Raw genomic sequence first — 22,169 nt, forward strand, 5'->3', positions numbered from 1 at the left:
CTTTTTTTGTCATATAGGCAATCAAATAAGGAATCGCTTTGCATATTTTTAAAAATGAATAAAAATACGATTACAGTGACAACATTGAGAAGAACTAAAATCAAGACCTTATTGGAGTCAGCGGAAGCAGATATCCAAGTTTGCGTTAAAGGATGGGTACGCACGAAAAGAGGCAATAAGCATGTGAGTTTCATCGCACTTAATGACGGTTCTACGATTAATAATTTGCAAGTTGTCGCTGATCCGAATATTATTTCAGAAGAAATTTTGAAGGATGTTACTACAGGAGCAAGTTTGTCTGTAGTTGGAAAAGTAGTGGCATCGCAAGGTTCGGGTCAATCTGTGGAAATACTAGCTGAGGCAATCGAGGTGATTGGTAAGGCTGATCCAGATAGTTATCCTTTGCAGCCTAAAAAGCACTCGTTGGAGTTTTTAAGAGAAATAGCTCACTTAAGACCAAGAACCAATACATTCTCGGCGATTTATCGCCTTAGGCATGCGATGATTTTCGCAGTTCATAAATTCTTCAATGACAAAGGATTTTTGAATATACATACTCCATTGATTACTCATTCGGATGCTGAAGGAGCTGGAGAAACGTTTAAAGTAACGACTATCGATCCAAAGAATCCTCCAATGAACGAGGAAGGAGAGGTTGATTACAAACAAGACTTCTTCGGAAAGGAAACGAATCTGACTGTTTCTGGACAGTTGGAAGGAGAGCTTGCGGCCTTGGCGATGGGAGATATTTATACTTTCGGGCCGACATTCCGCGCTGAGAATTCAAATACGTCTCGTCACTTGGCAGAGTTCTGGATGATTGAGCCTGAGATGGCTTTCGCTGATTTGGACGATGACATGGATTTGGCTGAAGAATTTTTGAAGTATTTGGTTTCATATGCTTTGGATAATTGCAAAGAAGATTTGGCATTTTTGGCTAAGAGGTCCGAGGATGAGGAAAAGAGCAAGCCTGCGGCTGAGAGACATGATATGGGCTTGATCGAAAGGTTGCAATTTGTTCGTGATAACGAATTCCAGAGAATCACTTATACTGAGGCAATTGATATCTTGAAGAACAGCAAGCCGAATAAAAAGAAGAAATTCAAATTCATCATTGATGAGTGGGGCGCGGATCTTCAATCAGAGCATGAAAGATTCTTAGTGGAGAAACACTTCAAGAAGCCGGTAATTATTACCAATTATCCAAAAGATATCAAGGCATTCTATATGAAGTTGAATGATGACAACAAGACTGTAGCGGCTATGGACATGTTGTTCCCGGGAATTGGTGAAATTGTTGGAGGATCGCAAAGAGAAGAGAATCTTGATTTGCTAATGGAACGCATGAAGCAAATGGAGATTCCTGAGCATGATATTGACTGGTATTTGGACACAAGAAAGTTTGGAACAGTGCCTCATAGTGGTTTTGGACTTGGCTTTGAACGATTGATGTTGTTTGTTTCAGGTATGAGCAATATTCGCGACGTGATTCCATTCCCAAGAACGCCGCAACACTGCGAATTTTAGAATAAATCAGAATAAGATATTACGATATGAAATGGCTGTCAGTTGAGACAGCCATTTTTTATTGATTAAAAATTGTATCTGGCTCCTACTCCACCTTGCAAATTTGTCGCGAATGAGTCGTCAATGATTTCCATGTAAATTATGACATCTGCAAACATGCTGATCGGAGCTTCGGAAAATGTGTATTCCAATCCGGTAGCGATATCAATACCCATGTCGAAATCTTTTATTTTATCGCTTTTTATAGGTTGCCAAGAATAATGTTTGTCTTTTCGGTAGTAATATTTGAACTGGTAAGTCTTATATCTTGCTTGAAGTCCTCCTCCATAATACCAGAACAAATCTTCTGATGCAGAAATTTTTTTGCTGAGCAAATAGTGTAGTTGAAAGCTTAAGGGAATAGAGTTTTCAACTCCAACGTATTTGAAGTCGTGAACTTTTTTATTGTCAAGATATTTTTCAGTGTAATAGGACTTATGTATTTCTTTGTTCCAATCGTTGAACCCGTCTTTCATCTCATCGTCTTTGAAGTTTGTTCTTCCAATATTGAACTCAAAAGCTGAAGTTTCTGTAAGGTACTTTTTTATTGATATTCCTGTAGGATCAATGAATCTCATGCCTAATGAAATGTTCTTATTTTGAGATACGCCTTTGAATGAAATTACTATAAATAATATGAGCAATAATTGTTTCATTCTTATTTTTTGAGGTTGTTTTTAGTGAATTTTAATTTAGGGGTAAAATCCTTCATCTTATTGTATTTTTTTAACTATTTATGCTTCAACTTTGTCTTTTTCTAATTAATTGAGTGTTTGCATTCCTAATATTTTTTGATTTGTTAAAGAGTTTTATTTGATTATTCTTAGCTGGTCGAAATCATTGATTTTCCACATATAGAAGAGGTTTTATATTATACATTTTTCTAAAAAGTGGGCTTGTATTTGAGTTGATTGAAAAATTATTTAACTATTTATATTATAATTATTGCTATGTTGGGTAATTTGGTTTTTGAATAATAGGAGGAATGATTTTTGTTTAACTTTTCTCGTGGAGTTTCCATTTTTTATTATTTCTCATTTGGCTTGAAAGTAGAACGAGTCAGTCTAATTCGTTGATTTATGGGTATAATCAAGAGTACTCAATCCCAAAGAAGTTTCATATTGCATAGTCAGTATACCATTGGAAGAGATGTTAATAACATGTATAGATTGCATGTGTCCGATGTTTCAAGAAAGCACGCAGTGATTTTTTGGGAAGTTGGATTGTGGAAGTTAACAGATCACAGTACCAATGGGACAATGCTTAACGGCAAGCATGTGAATCATGAGACAGTTGAATTGAAAGTGGGGGATCGAATAGTTTTTTCCAATGAAATCGAAGATGAATTGACCGTGATGGATTTAGCTTCTCCTAGCAGTTATTTATTAGCTAGTCATCCTGATTATAGATTCATCGAATTAAGAGACCAAGTAGTGTTGTCACAAGAGAGCGAGCTTAATTACAGCTTGTTTTTGAATAAGGATCAATCATGGGTTTTGGATAATTGCGATGAAGAAGTGGTATTGAGGCATGGAGAAAAATACAATATCATGCATTGTGAGTACGAGTTTTTTGAAAACAACAGCTTGGAGGAAACAGTGAAGAACAATGATATAGCTTCCCAAGCCTGTTTTGAATTCATGCTTAGTTATGATGAGGAGAATGTTTTTTCTAAGATTAAAATCAATGATTTGACCATGGATTTGGGAGGCAAGGTTTTTAACCAATTATTACTCCTATTGGCACGTATGAAAAAAAGAGACATGGATGAAGGAATTGAGGAAAGCGCTTCCGGATGGGTCGCCGTTTCAGACTTGGAAAGGATGTTGGGCAAGGAGCTCTTTAAAGACGTGGATGTGTATTACATCAATATTTTAATTCACAGACTTAGAAAATTCTTGACGGAACTTAAGCCTTATGGATACTTGTTCGCTAATGTAATTGAAAGACGAAAAGGAAAGCTCAGATTTAACTTTTCAAGATTTGAAATAAAGAAAGAGGCGTTCTACGCTTGATAATGATTTTTGTGGGAAGGCTTTTGCTTTAGCGCTATTTTTTTAAAAGCAAGAGCTTGTTATAATTGAATTTTTTATGGAAATATATCATACGGATAAGGAGAGGATATTTGATATTCCTAATTACAAGTACTTGGAGCTTTTGGGGGAGGGAGGTTATGGAGTCGTGTTCAAGGCTATCCAAGAGAGCACTGACAGAGCTGTGGCAGTTAAGATGGTTAAGTTTGATCCCAAAATCGATGAAACCAGAAAACAACAACATTTAACCAGATTTGATAGAGAAACGCGTATCTGCGCTGGAATATCGCATCCAAATATAGTGAATTTGATAGACAAGGGCGTGTCCGAAGAGGGAAGCCCTTTTGCTGTATTTGAATATTTGGAGGGCGAGACACTCAAGGAATATATAATGAGGCACAAGAGGCTTGAACCGTTTAAAGCCAAACAACTTATGAGCCAAGTTTTAGACGCCTTGTCTTGCGCTCATGAGAAAGGTGTGGTGCACAGGGATTTGAAGCCTCAAAATATCATGGTGACAAAGTCTGGCGGAAAGGAGTATGTCAAAGTACTTGACTTTGGCATAGGGACCTTTACCAGTGGTTCGCTCTTGGGCGCTTATCAACAGATTACCATGACGCACGATTTGGTTGGGACGCCTATTTATAGCGCTCCGGAGCAATTAAGAGGAGAGCCATCGACTGTGCAATCAGATTACTACGCATGGGGACTCATTTTTCTGGAATGTTTGATGGGCATGCCTGTTATGAGCGGAGCATCGTTAGCCCAAGTGTTTCAAAAGCAACTTATGGCAACTCATGTGCCTCTGCCTAGCGGCTTAATAGATCATCCCTTAGGTAAATTGTTACGGTGGGTATGCGCTAAAAGGCCAATGGATAGGCCCAAAGGTATTGGGGATTTGATCAATGAGCTAGAAAAGATCAATATGGATACGGTGCTCGTTGATCTTAAAAGAAGCAGATCTCAGTCTTTGTTGGAGCAAGAAGCGCCTACTTTATCCAACAGTATGATGTGGTCTGGAATGAATGGGGTTAAGAAGCAGTTGACAGTGCTATGTGTCAAGTTGGATATTGATTATGAAGGAAGCCTTTCGGGAGGGAGCATGGAAGTTATCGATTCAATATTAAAAGATCAGATAAATATCTGCAGGGATATAGCGCTAAGATATGGAGGTTTCGTTTCTGATTCATTCATGAATAATTTGGCGATCTACTTTGGATATCCTGAAGTGAGCGACACGGATGCGAGAAGAGCAGGAAGAACGGCTTTGGAACTAGTTAATGCGGCTAGAAATAGAAGTGTTCAGTTATATGATCAGCATGGGATAAAAGTCGCTATTAGGCTAGGGATGCACTCAGGACATGTGTTGGTGAGTAGAAATCGTTTGCCGGAAGGAGCGGTGCCCAACTTGGCAATGGATATGTCATACCGGGCTGGCAACGGAATGATATTGACCAGCGGAGTATCGAAGAAAATGTTGGAACCATTTCTTGAATTTGAAACGCATCGAAATGGAGAGTTTCTGTTGATGGGCGAGAGGCATTCAGAGGCATTTATTTCTTTGAATACAACTACTGGCAAGAATAAAATGGTTGGTAGAGATATCGAAAAGAAAAAAGCGCTGAGTGAATGGAATAATTATAATGATTCATTTGGGATATTATTAGAAGGCCAAGCTGGAATAGGCAAATCATGTTTGGTTCATGAAATAAAAGCGGGATTAAAAAGCGAGGGAATAGTTGTTTTAGAATGCAGAAGCTTGCCTGAGCATGAGAATAGTGCGCTTTACCCATTTTTGAGACTTTTTAGAAGAGCTTGGCAGTTTGATGATTTGTCTGAAAATTTAGACAAGTTTGAGAAACTTAGAACAGAGCTGAAGAACATAGGCATAGAAGATGATGACAAAATAATGTTGATGGCTTCTTGGTTCTCCATTGTTTTGCCGGAAGGTTGGGAAGTAAAAGCATTTGATCCCAATGATCAGAAAGTCATATTGTTTGATATTTTTCAGAGATGCTTGACAAGGCTTGAGTCAGAGAAATATATGGTGGTGATCGAGGATTTGCACTGGATTGATGAGATGAGTTTGGAGTTTGTCAATCATATGATCAGCAACGATGAAAAGAAAAAGCTTCCATTTTTTCTAATTACTAGCAGGCCCGTAGAGGAAGGTTGGCTTGATGAATTGAAGATTGAAAAGTTGAAAATCGACTCAATGCCTTCAGAGACGATAGAGGCTTTAGTGACTAGTCAATTGGATGGTGAAAAAGTAGCGCAGGAAGCATTGGATTATATTACCGAGAGAGCGGATGGAGTTCCTTTGTATGCGAAAGAACTGACAAGCATGTTGATTGATCAAGATTTATTGGTGAAGCCGGATAGTATTTACCGTTTGATCGATGATATAGATGACAAGATGCTCCCGCTTACTCTGCAAGAGTTGTTGCACTCTAGATTGGATCGGCTTGGCTCGGCAAAAGAGACTGCGCAATTAGCTTCAGCAATAGGCCGAGAATTCGATTACGACCTATTGCTAAAGTCCGGACGCAAGGATGAGGCATCTTTGCAAATGGACCTTGAATCGCTTTTGAAGTCCGATTTGATTTATCAACAAAGAAAAGTCGAAGGAGCGAATTATATCTTTAGGCATATTTTGATACGAGACGCTGCTTATGACAGCATGGTTGATAGTCATAAGGTGAAGGTGCATATTGCTATTGCTGAATATATTAAAAAAAGCAATAATAGTTTGGAGACAAATCAATTAGTTGCTTATCACTATCAATTATCTGGAAAAATTAATGAAAGTGTTAAATATTGGTGGTCTTGTTCAGAGGAAAGCTTTAAAATCAAACAGTCATATGAATTGACTTTATTCTTAATTAAGAAAACTATTTGTTGTTTGGAGATGTTGTCTGGTTCTTCGCTGGAAACCCAAGAGTTATGGCTAAAGGTGTTAAATCTTCAAAATTCTATTTTTCAATTTTCAAAAGGTTTTACAGATGATTTAATTCATGAAAACTATAAAAAAAGTATAGATATAATTGAGTCAAATCCAAGGCTTGATCTTAAGCTTACTGTTGAAACCATTAATGGTAAGTTGTTTTATGAATTGAATACAGGAAATATTGGTTTTGCTTTAGAATCAATCAGGTATCTATCAAATATTGATGAATCCAAGTTGGATAAAAAAGAAGCGTTGACATTGATTTTTGGCAGGTCTTACACTCATTATTTAAGAGCTAATTATAAAGAGGTAATTGAATTAGGTGAAAAGGCGATTAATTTGTTTAATTTGGACAGGTTGGATGATGATTATAAAGATAGATCTAAAGTGTTGCCATTAGTAAATGCTTTGTCATTTAAGATGATTTCGTTGATTTTTTTAGGAGAATTGGGGAAGTCAGCTAAATGTGTGTCAACCATCTTAATGTTAGTTGAAAAATGTGGTTTTCAAGATTTAATTGCAAATGCTTATTGTCAGATAGCTTCAGCATATGTAATTCAAGGTTCTTTCTTTTCAGACTCAGAGAAAGAGTATTCTCAAGCGAAATATTATTTAGACTTTGCGAAAAAAATATCAGAAGAGAATGATTTGGAGTTTATAGAGCATAGTTGTGAATTGATTTATATGTCATTTAACGTACTTGATTTTAAAAATGATTTAAGGGAAAGTTTTTTAAAAAAAATACATAACTCAGGTCTGATGTCTTTTGAAAGTTGGTATATGCTATTTTTAATTAAAGCTAATATTGATAGAAAATTATTCGATAAGGCTGTAAAAATGATTCAAAATGAAATACAGAGGTGTGAGAAGACAGGGATATTTTTTGCATTGGATTATTTGAAAGTATTTTTTGTAGTTGCAAAAATGGGGAATGGTCAAAGTGTCGATAGCATTGAAATAGAAAAATTAATAAGCTATTTAGAAAGAAATAATTTGATTTGGTTGAGGTTAATCTTAGCATATCATTTAAAAATATACAAGGGAATTAATTTTAATCTCGAGGAGTATTTTTTAGTAAATAATTTAAATAAAGTACATTTTAAAAATAATAATCTATTCAATAAATTTTTTTAATAAAAACCATTAAACTATGCTATTACATTTAATTTCAGATTTAATTAGAAAAAAAGAAATAAATGATTCATTTTCAAATGATCCAAAAAGGGTTTTATCAGAGTATAATATTTCGAATTTGGACGAATTGAAAGCAATGAGTCCTGAATCTTTAAAGGCTAAAATCATAGAAGAAATTGATAATGCTTTAAGTCAATACCCATTATTAGGATGGCCAGCTCCTGGAGTAATTAAATTAACTGAAGTGGATCCTAGCACTTTTAAATCAGGGCAGACAAGCTATGAAATGATTATAAAAGGAGAGAATTTTGAAAGTTCTGGAAATAAAATTGACGAAATTTTGGTATTTAGTTCGGAAGTGAATTTTGCAAGAGCATCGAAGTTCGAAGTTATTTCGAATAGTGAGTTGCGTGCGATATTTGATGAAAATTTAGAGGTCGGACGTTATAATTTGAATATAAAGTATCATGAAAATAGTGGGCAGTTTGATGCATCTCTGCCAAATGCGTTTGAAGTAGTATGATCGCAACCAATGATTTAATCAAGTATTCAGAGAAGTATTTGAGTGATGAGTTAGTGTCAAAATCTTCTATGAATGCTATAAAGAAAGTGGCGGGAGATGTACCCGCCATTTTTCATACATTATATTTTGAAGTGCGAATTTGTGATAACACTAGGGTTGACTTGATAGGAATGGCAACAAAAAAACGAATTGGTTCACAAGGTGATGCGATGAAAAAGTGGCTCAACAGTAGCCATTATTCTATTTTGGATAAGTGGATGTCTAATGAGGTGTTGCCTCAACTTTGCTGTTTTGAATTCGATATTGTTAACCATGAATTGGATAGGACATTGATGTTTTGGGCTTTAGAGCATGGCTATTTTGATAGGCAGATGTTTCATAATAATAACAAAGCATATACAATGAAGGCACTTCATGAATGTTTCAAAATAGAGGGGATCAATCCAACTTCAGATGTTTTAGTTAACTTGAAAGATTGCATTAGTAAAATGCCTTCATCAGCAAACCTTCTGCATACTTTGAATATGAGTTATAGAGGAACGGAAGGTCAAAGATTGATTATCTCGTTGCCTGTTTCGGAATGCTTGTCTTTTTTAAAAAATATAAGTTGGGAAGGGAATTCTGTATTGTTGAAAACAGTCGTGAATTTGCTGATGGAATATCATTTTAATATTTCGTTACAACTTACTTTTGATCCAAGTTTAAATGAATCTATTGGGCTTGAAGTGTATTCTCGAAACTCAAAAGATTCTAGTGAATCTATTAAAAGCTTTAACTTGTTTTTTAATGATTTGCAAAGGGAAAACTTGCTTTTATCAGATAAATTGGATTTAGCAGCAAAGTGGATTGGTGAAGATACGATCAATGACGATTCTGTGGCTTGGAAAATGGGAATTGTAAGAGATTTGACATTTAAATTAATAATAGGAAAAAAGGTTTCATTGGATGCTAAGATGTATTTGGGTGTGAATGCTTTTTATAAGTTATTTTAAGAATGAGAACATGCTTTTTAATTGCTGTGCTATTTTTTAGTCAAGCAGGCTGCTTATACTCACAAGATTCTAGTAGTTTAAGCTTAGAGAATTATTTTAGTTTTGAGCAGAATGGGATGTATACTACTGGGTCTGTTCTTGCTGATTTGAATAATGATGATTTTTTGGATATTGTTCAGGCAAATGGAAATGATATGGCTCCTCAACCATTAACTATTTATTATAACACTGGAAGGTCATTTGGAACTTCTTACAATAGTAGAGTCGATCATTATTTTTCTGATATTGATTATCATACTAATCTTGCAGTCGGTGATATTGATAATGATGGGTTTGTAGATATTGTAGCGGTCTCTCCATTTAACAACTTCAATAAAAAATGTGAAGGTGGAAAAATAAAGGTGTATATAAATAATAATGGGCGCTTTTTAGAAAGTCCTTCAATGGTCAAGAATTTAAATTATAGCGTTTTTGATGTTGACTTAGGAGATATTGATGGTGACGGAGATTTAGATTTAGCAGTAGCTTGTGTTGGAAAGTGTGAAAGCAATACAAATGAATTGATATCAATGCCGTCTTTTGTATTTGAGAACAAAATGGGAAAGATAGATTTTGAAAAGCCATTTTGGTCGACATATGAAAATTATAGCGCATGGAGTTTGAATTTTGCTGATTTTAATCGAGATGGGAAGTTGGATTTGGCTTTGGGACATGTTGCTGATAGCTTGCAAGCTGGTGCCATTAGTATTTTTTTTGGGAATGAACATTTTTTAGATATTGAGCCTAGATGGAATGGAGGTGTTTATGATGATGTAATGGGTTTTTCTTTAACCTCTGGCTTATTAATTGAAGAAAAGGAGAATGCTTACCCAGCGATTCTAACTACATTGATGAGCACATCAAATACTAATAGGGAGTCAAGCGGTTTTTATCTGTATCAGACTTATGATTCAAGCCCTGTTTGGAAATTGAATTCAAAGGAAATGAAATATGTTGATAATCCATCATATTCAGCAATCTCGGATTTGAATAATGACGGGATATCAGATTTAGTGTTGGGATATTATTCTTTGAGAAATTGTTTGAATACAAGTGGAGCTCCATTACTTGTCTATTCTTATGATTCTTTAAATGAAAGTTATTTAAAGAGTTCCCCTGACTCTATTACTCAGATGAAGTTGGGGGTTAATGAACAAATTGCAATTGGGGATATCAATAATGAATGTTTAGTTTATCAAGAAGCTAAAAGAGTGCTTGTGAATGGAGAAAAGGTTGTAACTCTAAATCATAATAATGTTCAGGTCATTGATAGTGTGATGATAAACGGAGAGATAGTTTCACACAATAATTACAATTGGTGTCCAAATGAATTTTGGTTGAGCTTATCCAATGAAATATTTATTAACAAAAAAGGAATGGTTTATGTTTCAGTTTTTTATAAAATAAGCCGAAAGAAAAAGCTTTTGAGAGCTTTATGGAATCCTAATTTCGGTAGTTTGATTTATTCTGTCAGTGATTAGCTCTAAAGGTGTAAATATGTATTTACCTTAAACACAATTAACACAGGGTATTTTTATTTATTTTGTATGTTTTTTTGGCGATGCACTATTTTAAATTAACGGCTATAAGACGACAGCGAATATACTTATAATTTCAATTTTAGCGCTTTTTAACATTTCTTCAGGGGTGGGTTTCTTTATTGATTTGTAATATAGTCAGAAACCGATATAATAAAACCAAATTGGAGTAATCATTTAACCGCTTATTAATTATGAAAAAGTCTGTTTTAATCATTGCGGCCTTATTGGCCTTCGGAGCTACCATTTCAAGTTGCAACAAGGATAGTGATATTGACGATGCTGAGCCAGTGCAACCGCTTCCGCCAGAAGCAGTGCAACCACTGCCAGAGATTCCTGTGCAACCATTGCCCCCTGCAGAGTAAAATCAAAAAAAGCCTCTTGTTAAAATTGACAAGAGGCTTTTTTTATTTAATTAGCTTGAACTATTTGATTATTGCCCGGTTAGGAAAAGCGCATTTCCAAAGATCAAGTTTCCACTATGCCAGCTTGCTCTGAATAATGGATCATCCACCATGTAAATGATTTGTCCTTTGCCGATGTTTTCCACGCCAAAGATTAAAGACTCCTCTATTTGCTTAGCCGCTTCATAACCTACGAAACCAGCCAGTCTTGAGTCAAGGCCTTTGATTGTTGCTACATTCCAGCCATTGTTAAGATACGCATACCTGCTTGAGGATGTTTTCATCGTGTAATAATGCTTGTCATAGCCAAAGCCTAATGGATGCGTATTGTCAAGTCTCGCATTGAAGATAGCGCCTGAAATGTCTTGGCTGATAGCTCTTCTATTTCTTGAGTGATAGTCGGTTAATAAATTGCTTTCATGGTACGCCTCGTCTATTTTTTCGAATTTGTCTTTCTCAGACTCATTGCGGTAAGCTTGCAAGCCAAATCCTTCTTTGTTTTTAAAGGCTTTCAAAGCATTTTGCAATGCGATGACTTTTCCGCCTTTTGAAATCCAAGCTCTAAGTTTAGCCAATTCTTTTTCACCAAGAAGATCGCTGTAAGAACCATTAGGAAGAATCAATACGTCATAAGCATCCAAGTTGATACTGGAGAAATAGTTTTTACGAATGATATTGATAGGGTATTCTATTTCTCTTTCGAAATAATACCAAACTTCGCCAAATCTATAAGGAACGACATTTTCACCTCCTAGCAAGGCTATTTGAGGCTTGTCGATAATCTTTACAGATTCCGACCCAAAGTCTTTTCCACTCAAGACCATTCCTGAATATACTGGGTGAATGTATCTTTGGGTTGAATTTGCGATTTCAATGATCTTTTCTTTAAAGCTTCCCAAGTTTCGGTTTGATTCTCTTGTGATGATTAAGGATCCCGCGTCATAAGTAGCTCCTCCAGTTGTGAATTTTTCTGTTGCAAACCTGACATGCACGTCTTCTTTTAGCAAAGCCGCGAGAAATCTAACATCCTTGACATCTTTCCACTTAGAGACGAAAGCGTAAGGAGTGCTGTCCGGCACAGGATTCTTTCTGAAGGTTTCGGTATGAATGACAGAACTTCCATATACGTCTACAGATGTAGCGACTACATCCAAGTCAAACATGTATGGTACTGACCAAGCTGTAACATCATAAGTCAGAGAATCTTCCAGTTTTGATGAAGGTTCAAATATTACGTCAATCAAGCTTCCTTTGGCTTGGTTGGCATTAATGATGATGTCATGTGCTTGCAAGTTGTAAGTAACATCTTTTTGCTCGCTGAAGCTGTAGCCTCTCACGCCTCTTTTTACTAATGGCTTGCCGTATACAATGCCTTGATTCGCTAAGAATCTTTTAAGCGTATTCATTCTATCAACATCATTAGTCTCTTTTATAATGTATGTTTTATATTGAGCTTTTGAGTTTGACTTGCTTTGTTGATAGTATTTTTTGAATTCGCTAGCTAATTGACTGGCATGCAATGAGCTGATTTCAACAGTTGCAAGTCCGGTAGTCAAGTGGTGATCGATTCTTTGCTTAAGAGTTAGTGTGTCCCCATCGCTGGTTTCGACTTTTACTCCTGATTGAGTATGTCCGGCTTGCTCGTAAGTCATGCCTATCGCTCCATTGAATATTGGATATGTATCCCCATAGCTAGGGTAGAACAAATCAAACGATTCTTTAGTAAAATACAACCAACCGTTTTGATCGAAATATTTGGCATTGTTCTGCCCTACTACATATTGGAAATCGCTTTGCCAGTTCGTAATGTTTTCATGGAAAGGCTTTGCCCCTGGAGCGAAGTAATAATGGTCATCGATAAATTGTTCGTGAAAATCCACATGCACTTGAGGCAGCCATTGGTTATATGCTTTCATTCTTGAAGCGCTCTCGATTTGAGTTTGCCATAGCCAATCCCTATTCAGGTCAAAAAGGTAGTGATTCGTTCTGCCTGCCGGCCAAGGCTCATGATGTTCCGCTGCGTCTACATTTGGATTGGCAGGGAAGTTCATGTTTTGGCTGAACCAACTTACATATCTTTCTCTTCCATCAGGGTTAAGACAAGGATCCATGATCACCAAGGCATTGTCGTACCATCTTGGATTTTCATCTGTTCTTGCTTTGTAGAATAAATTCACAAGTTCGTAAAGCGTCTGCATAGACGTCTCTGATGAACTTGCTTCATTTCCATGAACATTGTAGCTAAGCCACACAATGATGGTAGAGTCCGATGGATTTTCGGGAGACCCATTCAAGACACCAGCTTTTTTTAAGTTGTCTTCTCTGATAGTCTCAAGTCGGTTGATATTATCCGAAGCTCCGATAAAAGTGAGCAATAGTGGCCTTTTTTCATATGTTTTGCCATATTCCTTAAGTTTAACATATTGACCAGAGTGCCCGGCTACGTATTCAAAATACTGCACGATTTTGTGATGTGGAGTGTATTGATCACCAAGTTCGTAGCCTAAAAATTCCGAAGGGCTTTTTAATTTCTGCTGAGCCAAGGAAGTTTGGGCCCATACTGCGAAGATCAAAAGCCATAGAAGCTTAATTTTGCGCATTTTTTATGAGTTATTCTACTTTACAAAATCATTAGTGTCCTAAAGTTACTGAAAACAAGCTTCTACGGAAAGATTTATTATAATTTGTAAAAATAATACCCCATTATTGTGTCCATTGAAATCTCTAAATTATTATTTAGCCAGCAATTCCTTAGCGCTTTCGTAAGCTGATATGGAAGGATGAGCACCTCCAATCATTTGAGCGATCTCTTGCACTCTTTCTTCATGGTTTAGCGCTTTCATTTTACTTATAGTGCGTTCGCTAGAGTGATCTTTGTAGACAAAATAATGCTTTTGGCCTTTAGACGCTATTTGTGGCAAGTGAGTGATGACAAGCAACTGGTGCTCTGTAGAAGCCATTTCCTCCATCATTTTGACCATTTTCAAAGCGATTTCGCCTGAAATTCCAGTGTCAATTTCATCAAAAACTATGGTTGGCAAAGCGGTTTTGTCCGCAAGTATGTATTTGACGGCAAACATAAGCCTGGAAAATTCTCCGCCTGAGGCAACATTCTTCAATTCTTGAGGCGTCACACCCTTATTGGCGCTGAAGAGCAAGTTTATTTCGTCTATCCCATTAGTATTGGGCTCTACCTTTTTGTGATCGATGACAAGTCGGGAGTTTTCCATTCCCAAATCCACGAGTATGGAAACCAATCCATTGCTTAGTTTTTTAAACGTTTTGGTTCTGGATTCACTTAGCTTCTCCCCTTTCAGCATTAATTGTTCATATGCTTGGGTTCTTTCTTTTTCGGCTAATTCGATATCTTCATCCAAGTTTTCTATGCGAAGGATTTTGTCCGATAGCTCTTCGTGAATTGCAATAAGTTCTTCTTCGCTGTCGACTTGATGCTTTTGTTGTAGGTGGTATATTTTTCCCAGCCTTTCTTGAACAAATAGAGCTCTTTGAGGGTCGAACTCCACACTTGAAGATTCCGAATCGATTTCATTGGCCAAGTCCTTGAGTTCAATCATACAGCTTTCCATTCTCTCCGATAATGACTTGTAGATGTCTGCATATTCGCTGATAGAAGCCAAAGCATTTTTTAATTCATGCAGTTGGTCAAGGATCGTTTGTTCGCCATCTTGAAGAGCGTAGTTAGCCATGGATAGCTTGGATTTGATTTCTTCAGCATGACTCATGACTTCATTTTCCTGCTCAAGCTCGGATAACTCCCCTTGTTGCAAAGAAAGTTCTTCAAATTCATTGAACAGGAAAAGGTTGTAATCATGCTCTTTTTTCAATTCGGATGCTTGTTTGCGAATTGAATTGAAAGCCCTTTCTTTTGCTTTGTACAAAGAGTATGCTTTAGCGAAGCTAGATTTGATTCTGCTGTTTTGCGCGAAAGCATCGATGACTTCCAACTGATAGTCTTGAGAACCCAACAATAGCGTGTCGTGTTGAGAGTGAACATCAATAAGTCTTGTTGACAAGGCTTTTAGCGTTTCCAAGTTGACAGGCGTATCATTGATAAATGCTCTGGACTTGCCGGATGGATAGATCTCTCTGCGTATAAAAGCTTGGTTGGAATACTCGATATCTTTTTGATCAAAATAGGTTTTGAGCGAATAGTTTGAAATATCAAATGTTCCCTCAATCACGCATTTCGTAGAGCTGTCATATAATACTTTCGTATCGGCTCTTTTGCCCAACAATAAGCCCAAAGCACCCATCATGATGGACTTTCCTGCTCCTGTTTCACCAGTAATTATATTCAGATGTCGTGAAGGCTCAATCTCCAAGTGCTGAATCAATGCGTAGTTTTTGATCAAAAGGTTCGTGATCATGGCTTCTAATTAGTAAGACTAAAATTGTTGGACTATTATTTTTAGTAAATATACATTAAAATTATCCATAAAAAAAAGGCCAAAATGAGGCCTTTTCAAATATTATTAGCAATACTGCTTATTTTCAGTGATTTATTTTAGCAATTCTAAATTTTGTGAACATGCTATTTGATGATCTTGGCATATTTATCCGATTCTGTAGGGTTGACAGAGACAAGGATTTCATATGCTTGTTTTCTTACAGTCATATCTCCTTCAGCAAACAGATTAGACAGTTCATCAGCTTTTGCATAGAAGAAGTTTCTAATCAAAGGAGAACTTGGCTTGTAAGTATTCATTTGCTTGATTTGGGACAAGAACTCCAATACTTTCTCTCTTGATTGGTCTGGGTCTTGAGTCATCATGTCCAAGCCATGTCTATGATAGTTGTAAAACCCAGGTCTGAATTCCTCCATTTGACCATTGAATAAATCATCAATGATAAAATACCTGCTGTTCGGATTTCCAAATGCTTGCCAGCCGGGATAACCTGAAGATTGGGCCGCATTAGCTATTTCTCTGGCTTCGTCAAGTTGCTCTTGACCTCCTTTGGATGCGAATGAATCTTCATGCATTCCTATTATAATTAGCGCGTAATAGCTTAACAAGGAGGTTAGATTGTTCGTGAAGCTGTTTTGTACATATTCCAAAGGTTGCCCCTGAGTGTATTCAAATACCCATTCTTTATCGGCGAAAACCAATAGAGACATTGTTTCATAATTGGTGTCATAAACCGGGCGCACAGCAGTAATTGTAGCCGTGCCTTTGAAAGAAGTGCTGGAAGGCATTTCTTCGATATTCAGAGCTATGGAACACTTTATCCTTTCGCTATTCTGAAATTTTAAAGATGTCCATTCCCTGTCATTGATAAATTGCTCCAGATTTTTTTGCATGTCAGTGAATATTCTTTTGTCAGTAGACTGTACTTGCTGAGTATTGACAATTACCGCGCAATCCAGTTCTTGAGCAAAAGTGGACTTGGCGAAGAAAATGCTTAGCAATGCAATCAGTGAAAAGAATTTCTTAGTCATGGCTGTAGTTTATGATGGTGTTGACAATATCTTTTGCCACTTCGCTTTTTGATTTGAGATCAAATTTTAACGCCTCATTTGTTTTCGACAAGATTGTAACCTTATTGGTGTCATGTCCAAAACCAGCTCCCTTGTCTTTGAGAGAGTTGAGAACAATCATATCAAGATTTTTTCTATCAAGTTTGCCTTTGGCATTCTCGATCTCATTGTCGGTTTCAAGAGCGAAGCCTACCATAAATTGGTGATTTTTTTTCAATTCACCAAGTTTTGCGGCGATATCTACTGTCTTGACGCAAGTGATATCAAATTCGTCGGTTTTTTTCTTAATCTTTTTGTCAGCGACAATTTTCGGGGTATAATCAGCTACAGCAGCGGAAAGCACTGTGATATCAGAACTTTCAAAAGTTGCTTTTGATGCTTGATACATTTCCTCTGCAGATTTTACAGGGATTATCTTCAAGTTTGGGTGTTCAAGCTTGCAATGCGTTGGTCCTGAAACTAGCGTTACTTCAGCTCCTTGGTCAAGCATTTGTTCGGCAATGGCATATCCCATTTTCCCTGTGGAATGGTTGCCGATAAACCTAACAGGATCGATTGCTTCATGCGTTGGTCCTGCCGTTATCAAGATTCTTTTGCCAGATAGCTTTTGTTCAGCGTTGAAGTGAACTTCCAAAGCTTCGACAATATGCTCGGGCTCAGCCATTCTCCCCTGTCCTATTAAGCCACTGGCTAATTCACCTGATTCGGCATTGATAATTCTATTGCCGTATTTTTCCAAAGTTTGGAGGTTGGAAAGCGTGCTGGGGTGCATATACATATCCAAATCCATAGCAGGCGCTAGATATACTGGGCATCTTGCGGACAAGTAAGTAGCAACTAAAAGGTTGTCGCAATGGCCTGTAGCGAATTGGGAAATGGTTTTTGCGGTGGCAGGAGCTATTAATATCAAGTCAGCCCATAAGCCTAGTTCAACGTGCGAATCCCATTCTCCGCTAGTGTTTTTGAAAAAATCGGAATGTACGGGATGTTTGGATAAAGTGGAAAGTGTGAGGGGTGTGATAAAAGCTTTGGCCGATTCAGTCATGATGATTTTGACATCCGCACCAGCCTTTACTAATAATCTAGTAAGCATAGCGGCTTTGTATGCCGCTATGCTTCCACATACTCCCAAAATGATTTTTTTACCTTGGAGCATGGCAAAATTCTTTTAGATGATTTCTTCGTTTCTGCTTCTGTAGTTCAATTTGTTGTCTAAGAACTCGTCGATAGCCACGTTAGTAGGCTTAGGCATTCTTTCGTAGAAGCGAGAGATTTCGATTTGTTCTCTATTTTCGAAAATTTCTTCCAAGTTGTCAACGCTTGACGCGAACTCGGCAAGCTTGCCGTTCAACTCTTCTTTCATCATAGTAGACAATTGACGAGCTCTTGATCCCATCACGATAAGCGATTGGTAGATATTGCCTGTTTCAGACACTAGCTCATCAAAGTTTCTTGTTTCTAATGATGCTTTTGAAGCCATAGTATTTATGATTATATGAATGATTCTTTTATTCTGATTCTTTTTCTTCTGTTTCAGGAGTTGATTCTTCCTGAGATTGCTCTTGCTCGGCTTTTTCTTCCGCCTCTTTCTTCAACTTCTCTTGCTTGGCCTTGTATTCGTTGATTTTAACTTGTTGTTCATTTACTTCCTCAAGCTCAACCAATATCATTCCATACAAGTTTTCAGCTTCTTTCAAATATTTGCTTTCAGGATATTTGTCGATGAAGTTCTCGTAAAATTTCACAGCTTCGTCCAATCTTTCCTTTTTCTTAGCGAAGAAACTTTCTGTCGCATAGTTGTAAGCTGATTTAAGCTTGTAAAAAGAAAGTTCTTCGTTGTATTTCGAGTCAGGGAAGCCTTTATGGAAATGGTCTACAGCTGCCATTGAGGCTTTGTACCTGTCAAGCTTGTAATATTGCTTTGCCACTTCATAGTATTTCTTCTCCAATTTTTTCTGAAGCTCTGAAATGATCTTGCTAGCCTCTTCCTTTTTTTCGCTTTGAGGGAATTTGTTGATAAATGACTGCATAACAACAATAGCTTCTTCAGTGCTCGATTGATCCAAAGAGTGTCTTGGAGATTCCAAGTATTTGGAATAAGCATACATGTAAAGAGCTTCCTCCGCTAAAGGGCTTCGCGTATAAGTTTCGTAAAATCTATTGAAATAATGTCCCGCTAGAGTGTATTGCTTTTGGTAGTAATAAGCATAGGCAAGCTTGAATAAAACTTGTTCTGATTCCTCCGCTCCTCTTAATACTGGAAGAATTTCTTCGAGCAATGTAGCCGCTTTGTAGTACTTTTCATTGTCGTAGTATTCCAGCGCTCCGGCAAGTTTTTCTTGGATGTCGCTGCTTTTTTGCAATTGCCTGAATTTACTCGCGCAACCCGAGAAAAAAGCCATTGCTATAAGCCAGATAAATAATATCGATATTTTACTTAGTCTATGCATAAGTTCGCAAATATATGATGCTAGTAGTTAATATTCAATTTGTTAGTAGCCTTTTTGAAAAAATATGGAAAACTCACTCTCTCAAAACGCTTTTTCGGGTAGGCCGCATATCTCCTAGCCATTGAAAGCCTTTCAGTCTTGAGCTTTGTTCATCAATCTCGTGGGGAGGAATGAATCGCGCTTCGGGTTTAGTATAGAATATTACTTCGGCGGGTTGTCCTCCGCTGAAATACATTGTCGTCGAACTGCAGATAATTCTGTTGATACCGAGGAATCCTTTTCTTTCATCCATGGCATAATAAAGGTTTTCGCTATTGCCAATGACATCCATTTTGCTGAGTTCCTGACCCGAAAAATAGCTGAAAATATCCCGTCCTCGAAGTTGATTGAACTGGCCTAAGCTATCTTCCAATATCATAAAAGCATTTTTGTACAAATCCATTTGTTTTAATCCCGCTGAAGATATTAAGATGCTGATGGTGTCTGCAGTAGCTTGGTTGTTGTCATTCCAAAGCACAGGATCAGTGTACATGTATATCGTCGAATCTGTAACATGGTAGCTTATCGAGTCGGCAAGTCCCTGAAGATTGGATTTGAAAATTTGAACGCTATCATATGCTAATAAAAATCTTTCGCCAGTGACTTGATCTTCAATGGAAACAAGGGTATCCGCTTTCAAATAAAAGGTGTCGGCTTCCATGATTTTTTTCATCAGTGGATTTCCATAAATCTTGGTTATGCCTTCCTGTTTATTCATTTTAGCCTCAGTGCCCGTGATTATGAGTTGCTCTTCAAAGTTTTCCAAAAAGACATTGTTTTTGGCAGTGTAAAGGCCTGTCGTTTGATTGAATGTCAGAGTGTCTCCTTTCAGCATGTATTCTTCTGATTCGATAGTTCCTGAAGGCAAGACTGTGTTTTCATTCGACAAATTGTAAATTGCGCCTATAGGAGAGTCAATGATATATCCTTCCGGAGTGATCGACTCTGTTTCGCCAAATGTTTCAGCTATTTTCGTGTTTGTATTATAGACTAGCGAATCAGTTCTGAGATTGTATTCAGGACTTTTCATACGAACGCTGTCCCAGAAATTCATGTTTTTAGTTGCTGTGTTGTAGATGCCTTCTTCACTGATAAGCTCATTGGCTCCATCGATGATTCGTCCACCACCCCAGTATCTCGCGGATCTGGTTTCTACATAGTAATTAAGCGTGTCAGTATACAGTTTTGTGGTTTTGTCCGTATAGATAACATCTTCCCTCATTCTAGCGAGCCTCTCGCGAGTATCGTAGATTAGTTTTTTTGAAATAATTGTGATGGAATCTCCTTCATGAACGCGTACATTTCCATAGCATTCCATTCTCCCCGCTTTTCTGAAAAAAAACGCGCTATCGCAATAGATTTTTGAATCTCTTTTTTTGAAATCAAATTCTACATTGTGGATTAATTTTTCAAAGCGTTCGCCATCACGTGTTCCACCTCTGAGCGAGTCCGACTTGTAATTTACTTTTTCTTTCTTTTGGGCAATTGCGTTGTTAATGTTTAGGAAGTTAATCGCAAAAGACAAGAAGAACAAAGCTCCAAATATTTGTTTTATCATTGATTAATAAAAATTCGTTTTTTGATACTAAGCTATAAATAACGAGATTAGCATATTAATTACCCAAATTTACGAAAAAAACTTTGGCAAAAATATGTTAAAAGAATTTCAAGCATTTATCAAGCAGGAAAACCTGGTAGTGGAAGAAGGAAAAGTGCTTTTGGCTGTAAGCGGAGGAATGGATTCAGTAGTGATGCTTGATCTTTTCGCAAAGTCGGGATATTCCTTTGGTATCGCTCATTGCAATTTTGGATTGAGAGGTGAAGAATCGGATGCCGATGAGCTATTTGTGCAGAAATTGGCAAAGAAATATAAAGCCAAAGTTTATGTCAATCATTTTGATACAGAAGCATACGCTGAAGAGGAGAAAATATCTATCGAAATGGCGGCGAGAAGCTTAAGGTATGAGTGGTTTGAAAGCTTGCTTGATAGCGAGGGGTATGATTGCCTTGCTACCGCTCATCATAACAATGATACTTTAGAAACCATCTTGTTTAATTTGGCCAAAGGCACTGGTATAGCTGGGCTTCATGGTATCAAAACAAAAGCAGGCAGAACTATAAGGCCTATGATGTTCACAGATAGAGAGAGCATCATGGACTATACGGCTGAGAAGCAGTTGATATGGAGAGAAGATAGTTCCAATCAGGACAACAAATACAGACGTAATTTAATTAGAAACGAGATTGTCCCTGTATTGAAAGAAATAAACCCCGATCTTGAGAATACTATTCAGAATACTGTCAAGAGGGTAAGCGCGGTAGAGAATATTTACATGGCTTATGTGAATGATTTGAAAGAGAAGACGTTTAAAACTGTTGACGGGCATATATTCATAGATAAAAATCTTATTGAGCAAGAAAGCGAAAGCATAGTGCTTTTGAATGAGTTGTTGAAGCCGTATGGTTTCAATCTGTCTCAAGCGGAGGAAATATTGTCGTCAAGAGATTCCAATGCTAGCGGTAAGGTTTTTCATTCTCCAACTTATACATTGAATCTGGATAGAGATCAATATGTATTGTCCAGAAAAAATTTGAGCCAGTTTCAAGATATCTATGTAGAAGAGGATGATTCTGTGGTTGAATTTGCTGAATCAAAGCTAGTTCTTGAAAAGAAGAAGGCTGAGGGTTATAAAATAAAAACGAATCCAAAGTTGGGAGCGTTTGATTATGATAAGTTGAAGTTTCCTTTGAAGTTAAGAAAGTGGAAAGCTGGTGATTGGTTCGTGCCGTTGGGCATGAATAAGAAAAAGAAGCTTAGCGATTTTATGATCGATCAAAAAATTCCTCTAAATTTAAAGAAGGATATTTTTGTGTTGACAAGCGGTAATTCCATAGTTTGGATTGTGGGACAAAGAGTCGATAATAGATTTAAGATCACGGAATCGACAGAAAATGTTTTAGAATTCAAATTTGAAAAACAATAAGCAAAATATTGTTGTCTACGATG

Annotated in this window: 16 protein-coding genes; 8 read left to right on the plus strand and 8 right to left on the minus strand. The window is 37.1% G+C overall.

All coding sequences use genetic code 11. The annotated features are described in order from the left end of the window. The first annotated feature begins 54 nt into the window (after positions 1-54). Entirely contained in the window at positions 55-1,527 is a 1,473-nt protein-coding gene (gene asnS / locus AABK36_RS00810) for an asparagine--tRNA ligase (protein WP_374709112.1), read from the plus strand. A gap of 65 nt (positions 1,528-1,592) precedes the next feature. On the opposite strand, the gene AABK36_RS00815 is transcribed toward asnS, so the two are convergent. Beyond that, positions 1,593-2,222: a hypothetical protein gene (locus AABK36_RS00815; RefSeq protein WP_309937116.1), complete on the minus strand. Its 630-nt coding sequence runs from the start codon at positions 2,220-2,222 to the stop codon at positions 1,593-1,595. Between the two features lie 423 nt (positions 2,223-2,645). Here AABK36_RS00815 and AABK36_RS00820 point away from each other — a divergent pair, with 423 nt between their 5' ends. The 6 genes from AABK36_RS00820 (at position 2,646) to AABK36_RS00845 (ending at position 11,137) form a co-directional block, all read left to right on the plus strand. Continuing rightward, a complete protein-coding gene (locus tag AABK36_RS00820; protein WP_309937117.1) occupies positions 2,646-3,581 on the plus strand; it encodes an FHA domain-containing protein in 936 nt (311 codons plus the stop codon). A gap of 76 nt (positions 3,582-3,657) precedes the next feature. Next, positions 3,658-7,680 (plus strand): TOMM system kinase/cyclase fusion protein, encoded by a 4,023-nt coding sequence (locus AABK36_RS00825; protein ID WP_309937118.1) that lies wholly within the window; start codon positions 3,658-3,660, stop codon positions 7,678-7,680. 16 nt (positions 7,681-7,696) lie between these two features. Beyond that, positions 7,697-8,203 carry a hypothetical protein gene (locus tag AABK36_RS00830; protein ID WP_309937119.1) on the plus strand — a complete coding sequence of 169 codons (507 nt, stop codon included), beginning with the start codon at positions 7,697-7,699 and terminating at the stop codon, positions 8,201-8,203. Then, positions 8,200-9,195: a hypothetical protein gene (locus tag AABK36_RS00835; protein WP_309937120.1), complete on the plus strand. Its 996-nt coding sequence runs from the start codon at positions 8,200-8,202 to the stop codon at positions 9,193-9,195. The genes AABK36_RS00830 and AABK36_RS00835 overlap by 4 nt, the downstream gene beginning before the upstream one ends. Before the next feature lie 2 nt (positions 9,196-9,197). Then, on the plus strand, positions 9,198-10,715 hold the full coding sequence (locus tag AABK36_RS00840) for an FG-GAP and VCBS repeat-containing protein (protein WP_309937121.1): 1,518 nt from the start codon (positions 9,198-9,200) through the stop codon (positions 10,713-10,715). Between the two features lie 251 nt (positions 10,716-10,966). Then, on the plus strand, positions 10,967-11,137 hold the full coding sequence (locus AABK36_RS00845) for a hypothetical protein (RefSeq protein WP_309937122.1): 171 nt from the start codon (positions 10,967-10,969) through the stop codon (positions 11,135-11,137). 68 nt (positions 11,138-11,205) lie between these two features. Here the strand turns inward: AABK36_RS00845 and AABK36_RS00850 are convergent, their stop codons facing one another. The 7 genes from AABK36_RS00850 to AABK36_RS00880 all read right to left on the minus strand — a co-directional run bounded on the left by AABK36_RS00850 (position 11,206) and on the right by AABK36_RS00880 (position 20,720). Beyond that, positions 11,206-13,776 (minus strand): M14 family metallopeptidase, encoded by a 2,571-nt coding sequence (locus tag AABK36_RS00850; protein ID WP_309937123.1) that lies wholly within the window; start codon positions 13,774-13,776, stop codon positions 11,206-11,208. 132 nt (positions 13,777-13,908) lie between these two features. Further along, complete coding sequence (gene recN, locus AABK36_RS00855) at positions 13,909-15,564, minus strand: DNA repair protein RecN (protein WP_309937124.1); 1,656 nt, start codon at positions 15,562-15,564, stop codon at positions 13,909-13,911. Positions 15,565-15,728: 164 nt separating this feature from the next. Next, complete coding sequence (porD, locus tag AABK36_RS00860; protein WP_309937125.1) at positions 15,729-16,634, minus strand: type IX secretion system protein PorD; 906 nt, start codon at positions 16,632-16,634, stop codon at positions 15,729-15,731. After that, positions 16,627-17,829 carry a bifunctional phosphopantothenoylcysteine decarboxylase/phosphopantothenate--cysteine ligase CoaBC gene (coaBC, locus tag AABK36_RS00865; protein ID WP_309937126.1) on the minus strand — a complete coding sequence of 401 codons (1,203 nt, stop codon included), beginning with the start codon at positions 17,827-17,829 and terminating at the stop codon, positions 16,627-16,629. The genes porD and coaBC overlap by 8 nt, the downstream gene beginning before the upstream one ends. A 12-nt stretch (positions 17,830-17,841) precedes the next feature. Then, positions 17,842-18,153: a DNA-directed RNA polymerase subunit omega gene (locus AABK36_RS00870; RefSeq protein ID WP_309937127.1), complete on the minus strand. Its 312-nt coding sequence runs from the start codon at positions 18,151-18,153 to the stop codon at positions 17,842-17,844. Positions 18,154-18,181: 28 nt separating this feature from the next. After that, complete coding sequence (locus tag AABK36_RS00875) at positions 18,182-19,123, minus strand: outer membrane protein assembly factor BamD (protein WP_309937128.1); 942 nt, start codon at positions 19,121-19,123, stop codon at positions 18,182-18,184. A gap of 73 nt (positions 19,124-19,196) precedes the next feature. After that, positions 19,197-20,720: an OstA-like protein gene (locus AABK36_RS00880; protein WP_309937129.1), complete on the minus strand. Its 1,524-nt coding sequence runs from the start codon at positions 20,718-20,720 to the stop codon at positions 19,197-19,199. 94 nt (positions 20,721-20,814) lie between these two features. On the opposite strand from AABK36_RS00880, the gene tilS reads away from it, so the two are divergent. Continuing rightward, positions 20,815-22,146 (plus strand): tRNA lysidine(34) synthetase TilS, encoded by a 1,332-nt coding sequence (gene tilS / locus AABK36_RS00885; RefSeq protein WP_309937130.1) that lies wholly within the window; start codon positions 20,815-20,817, stop codon positions 22,144-22,146. Positions 22,147-22,169 lie beyond the last annotated feature (23 nt).

Origin of the sequence: Aureibacter tunicatorum (genome assembly GCF_036492635.1) — a bacterium.
Lineage (GTDB): Bacteria > Bacteroidota > Bacteroidia > Cytophagales > Cyclobacteriaceae > Aureibacter > Aureibacter tunicatorum.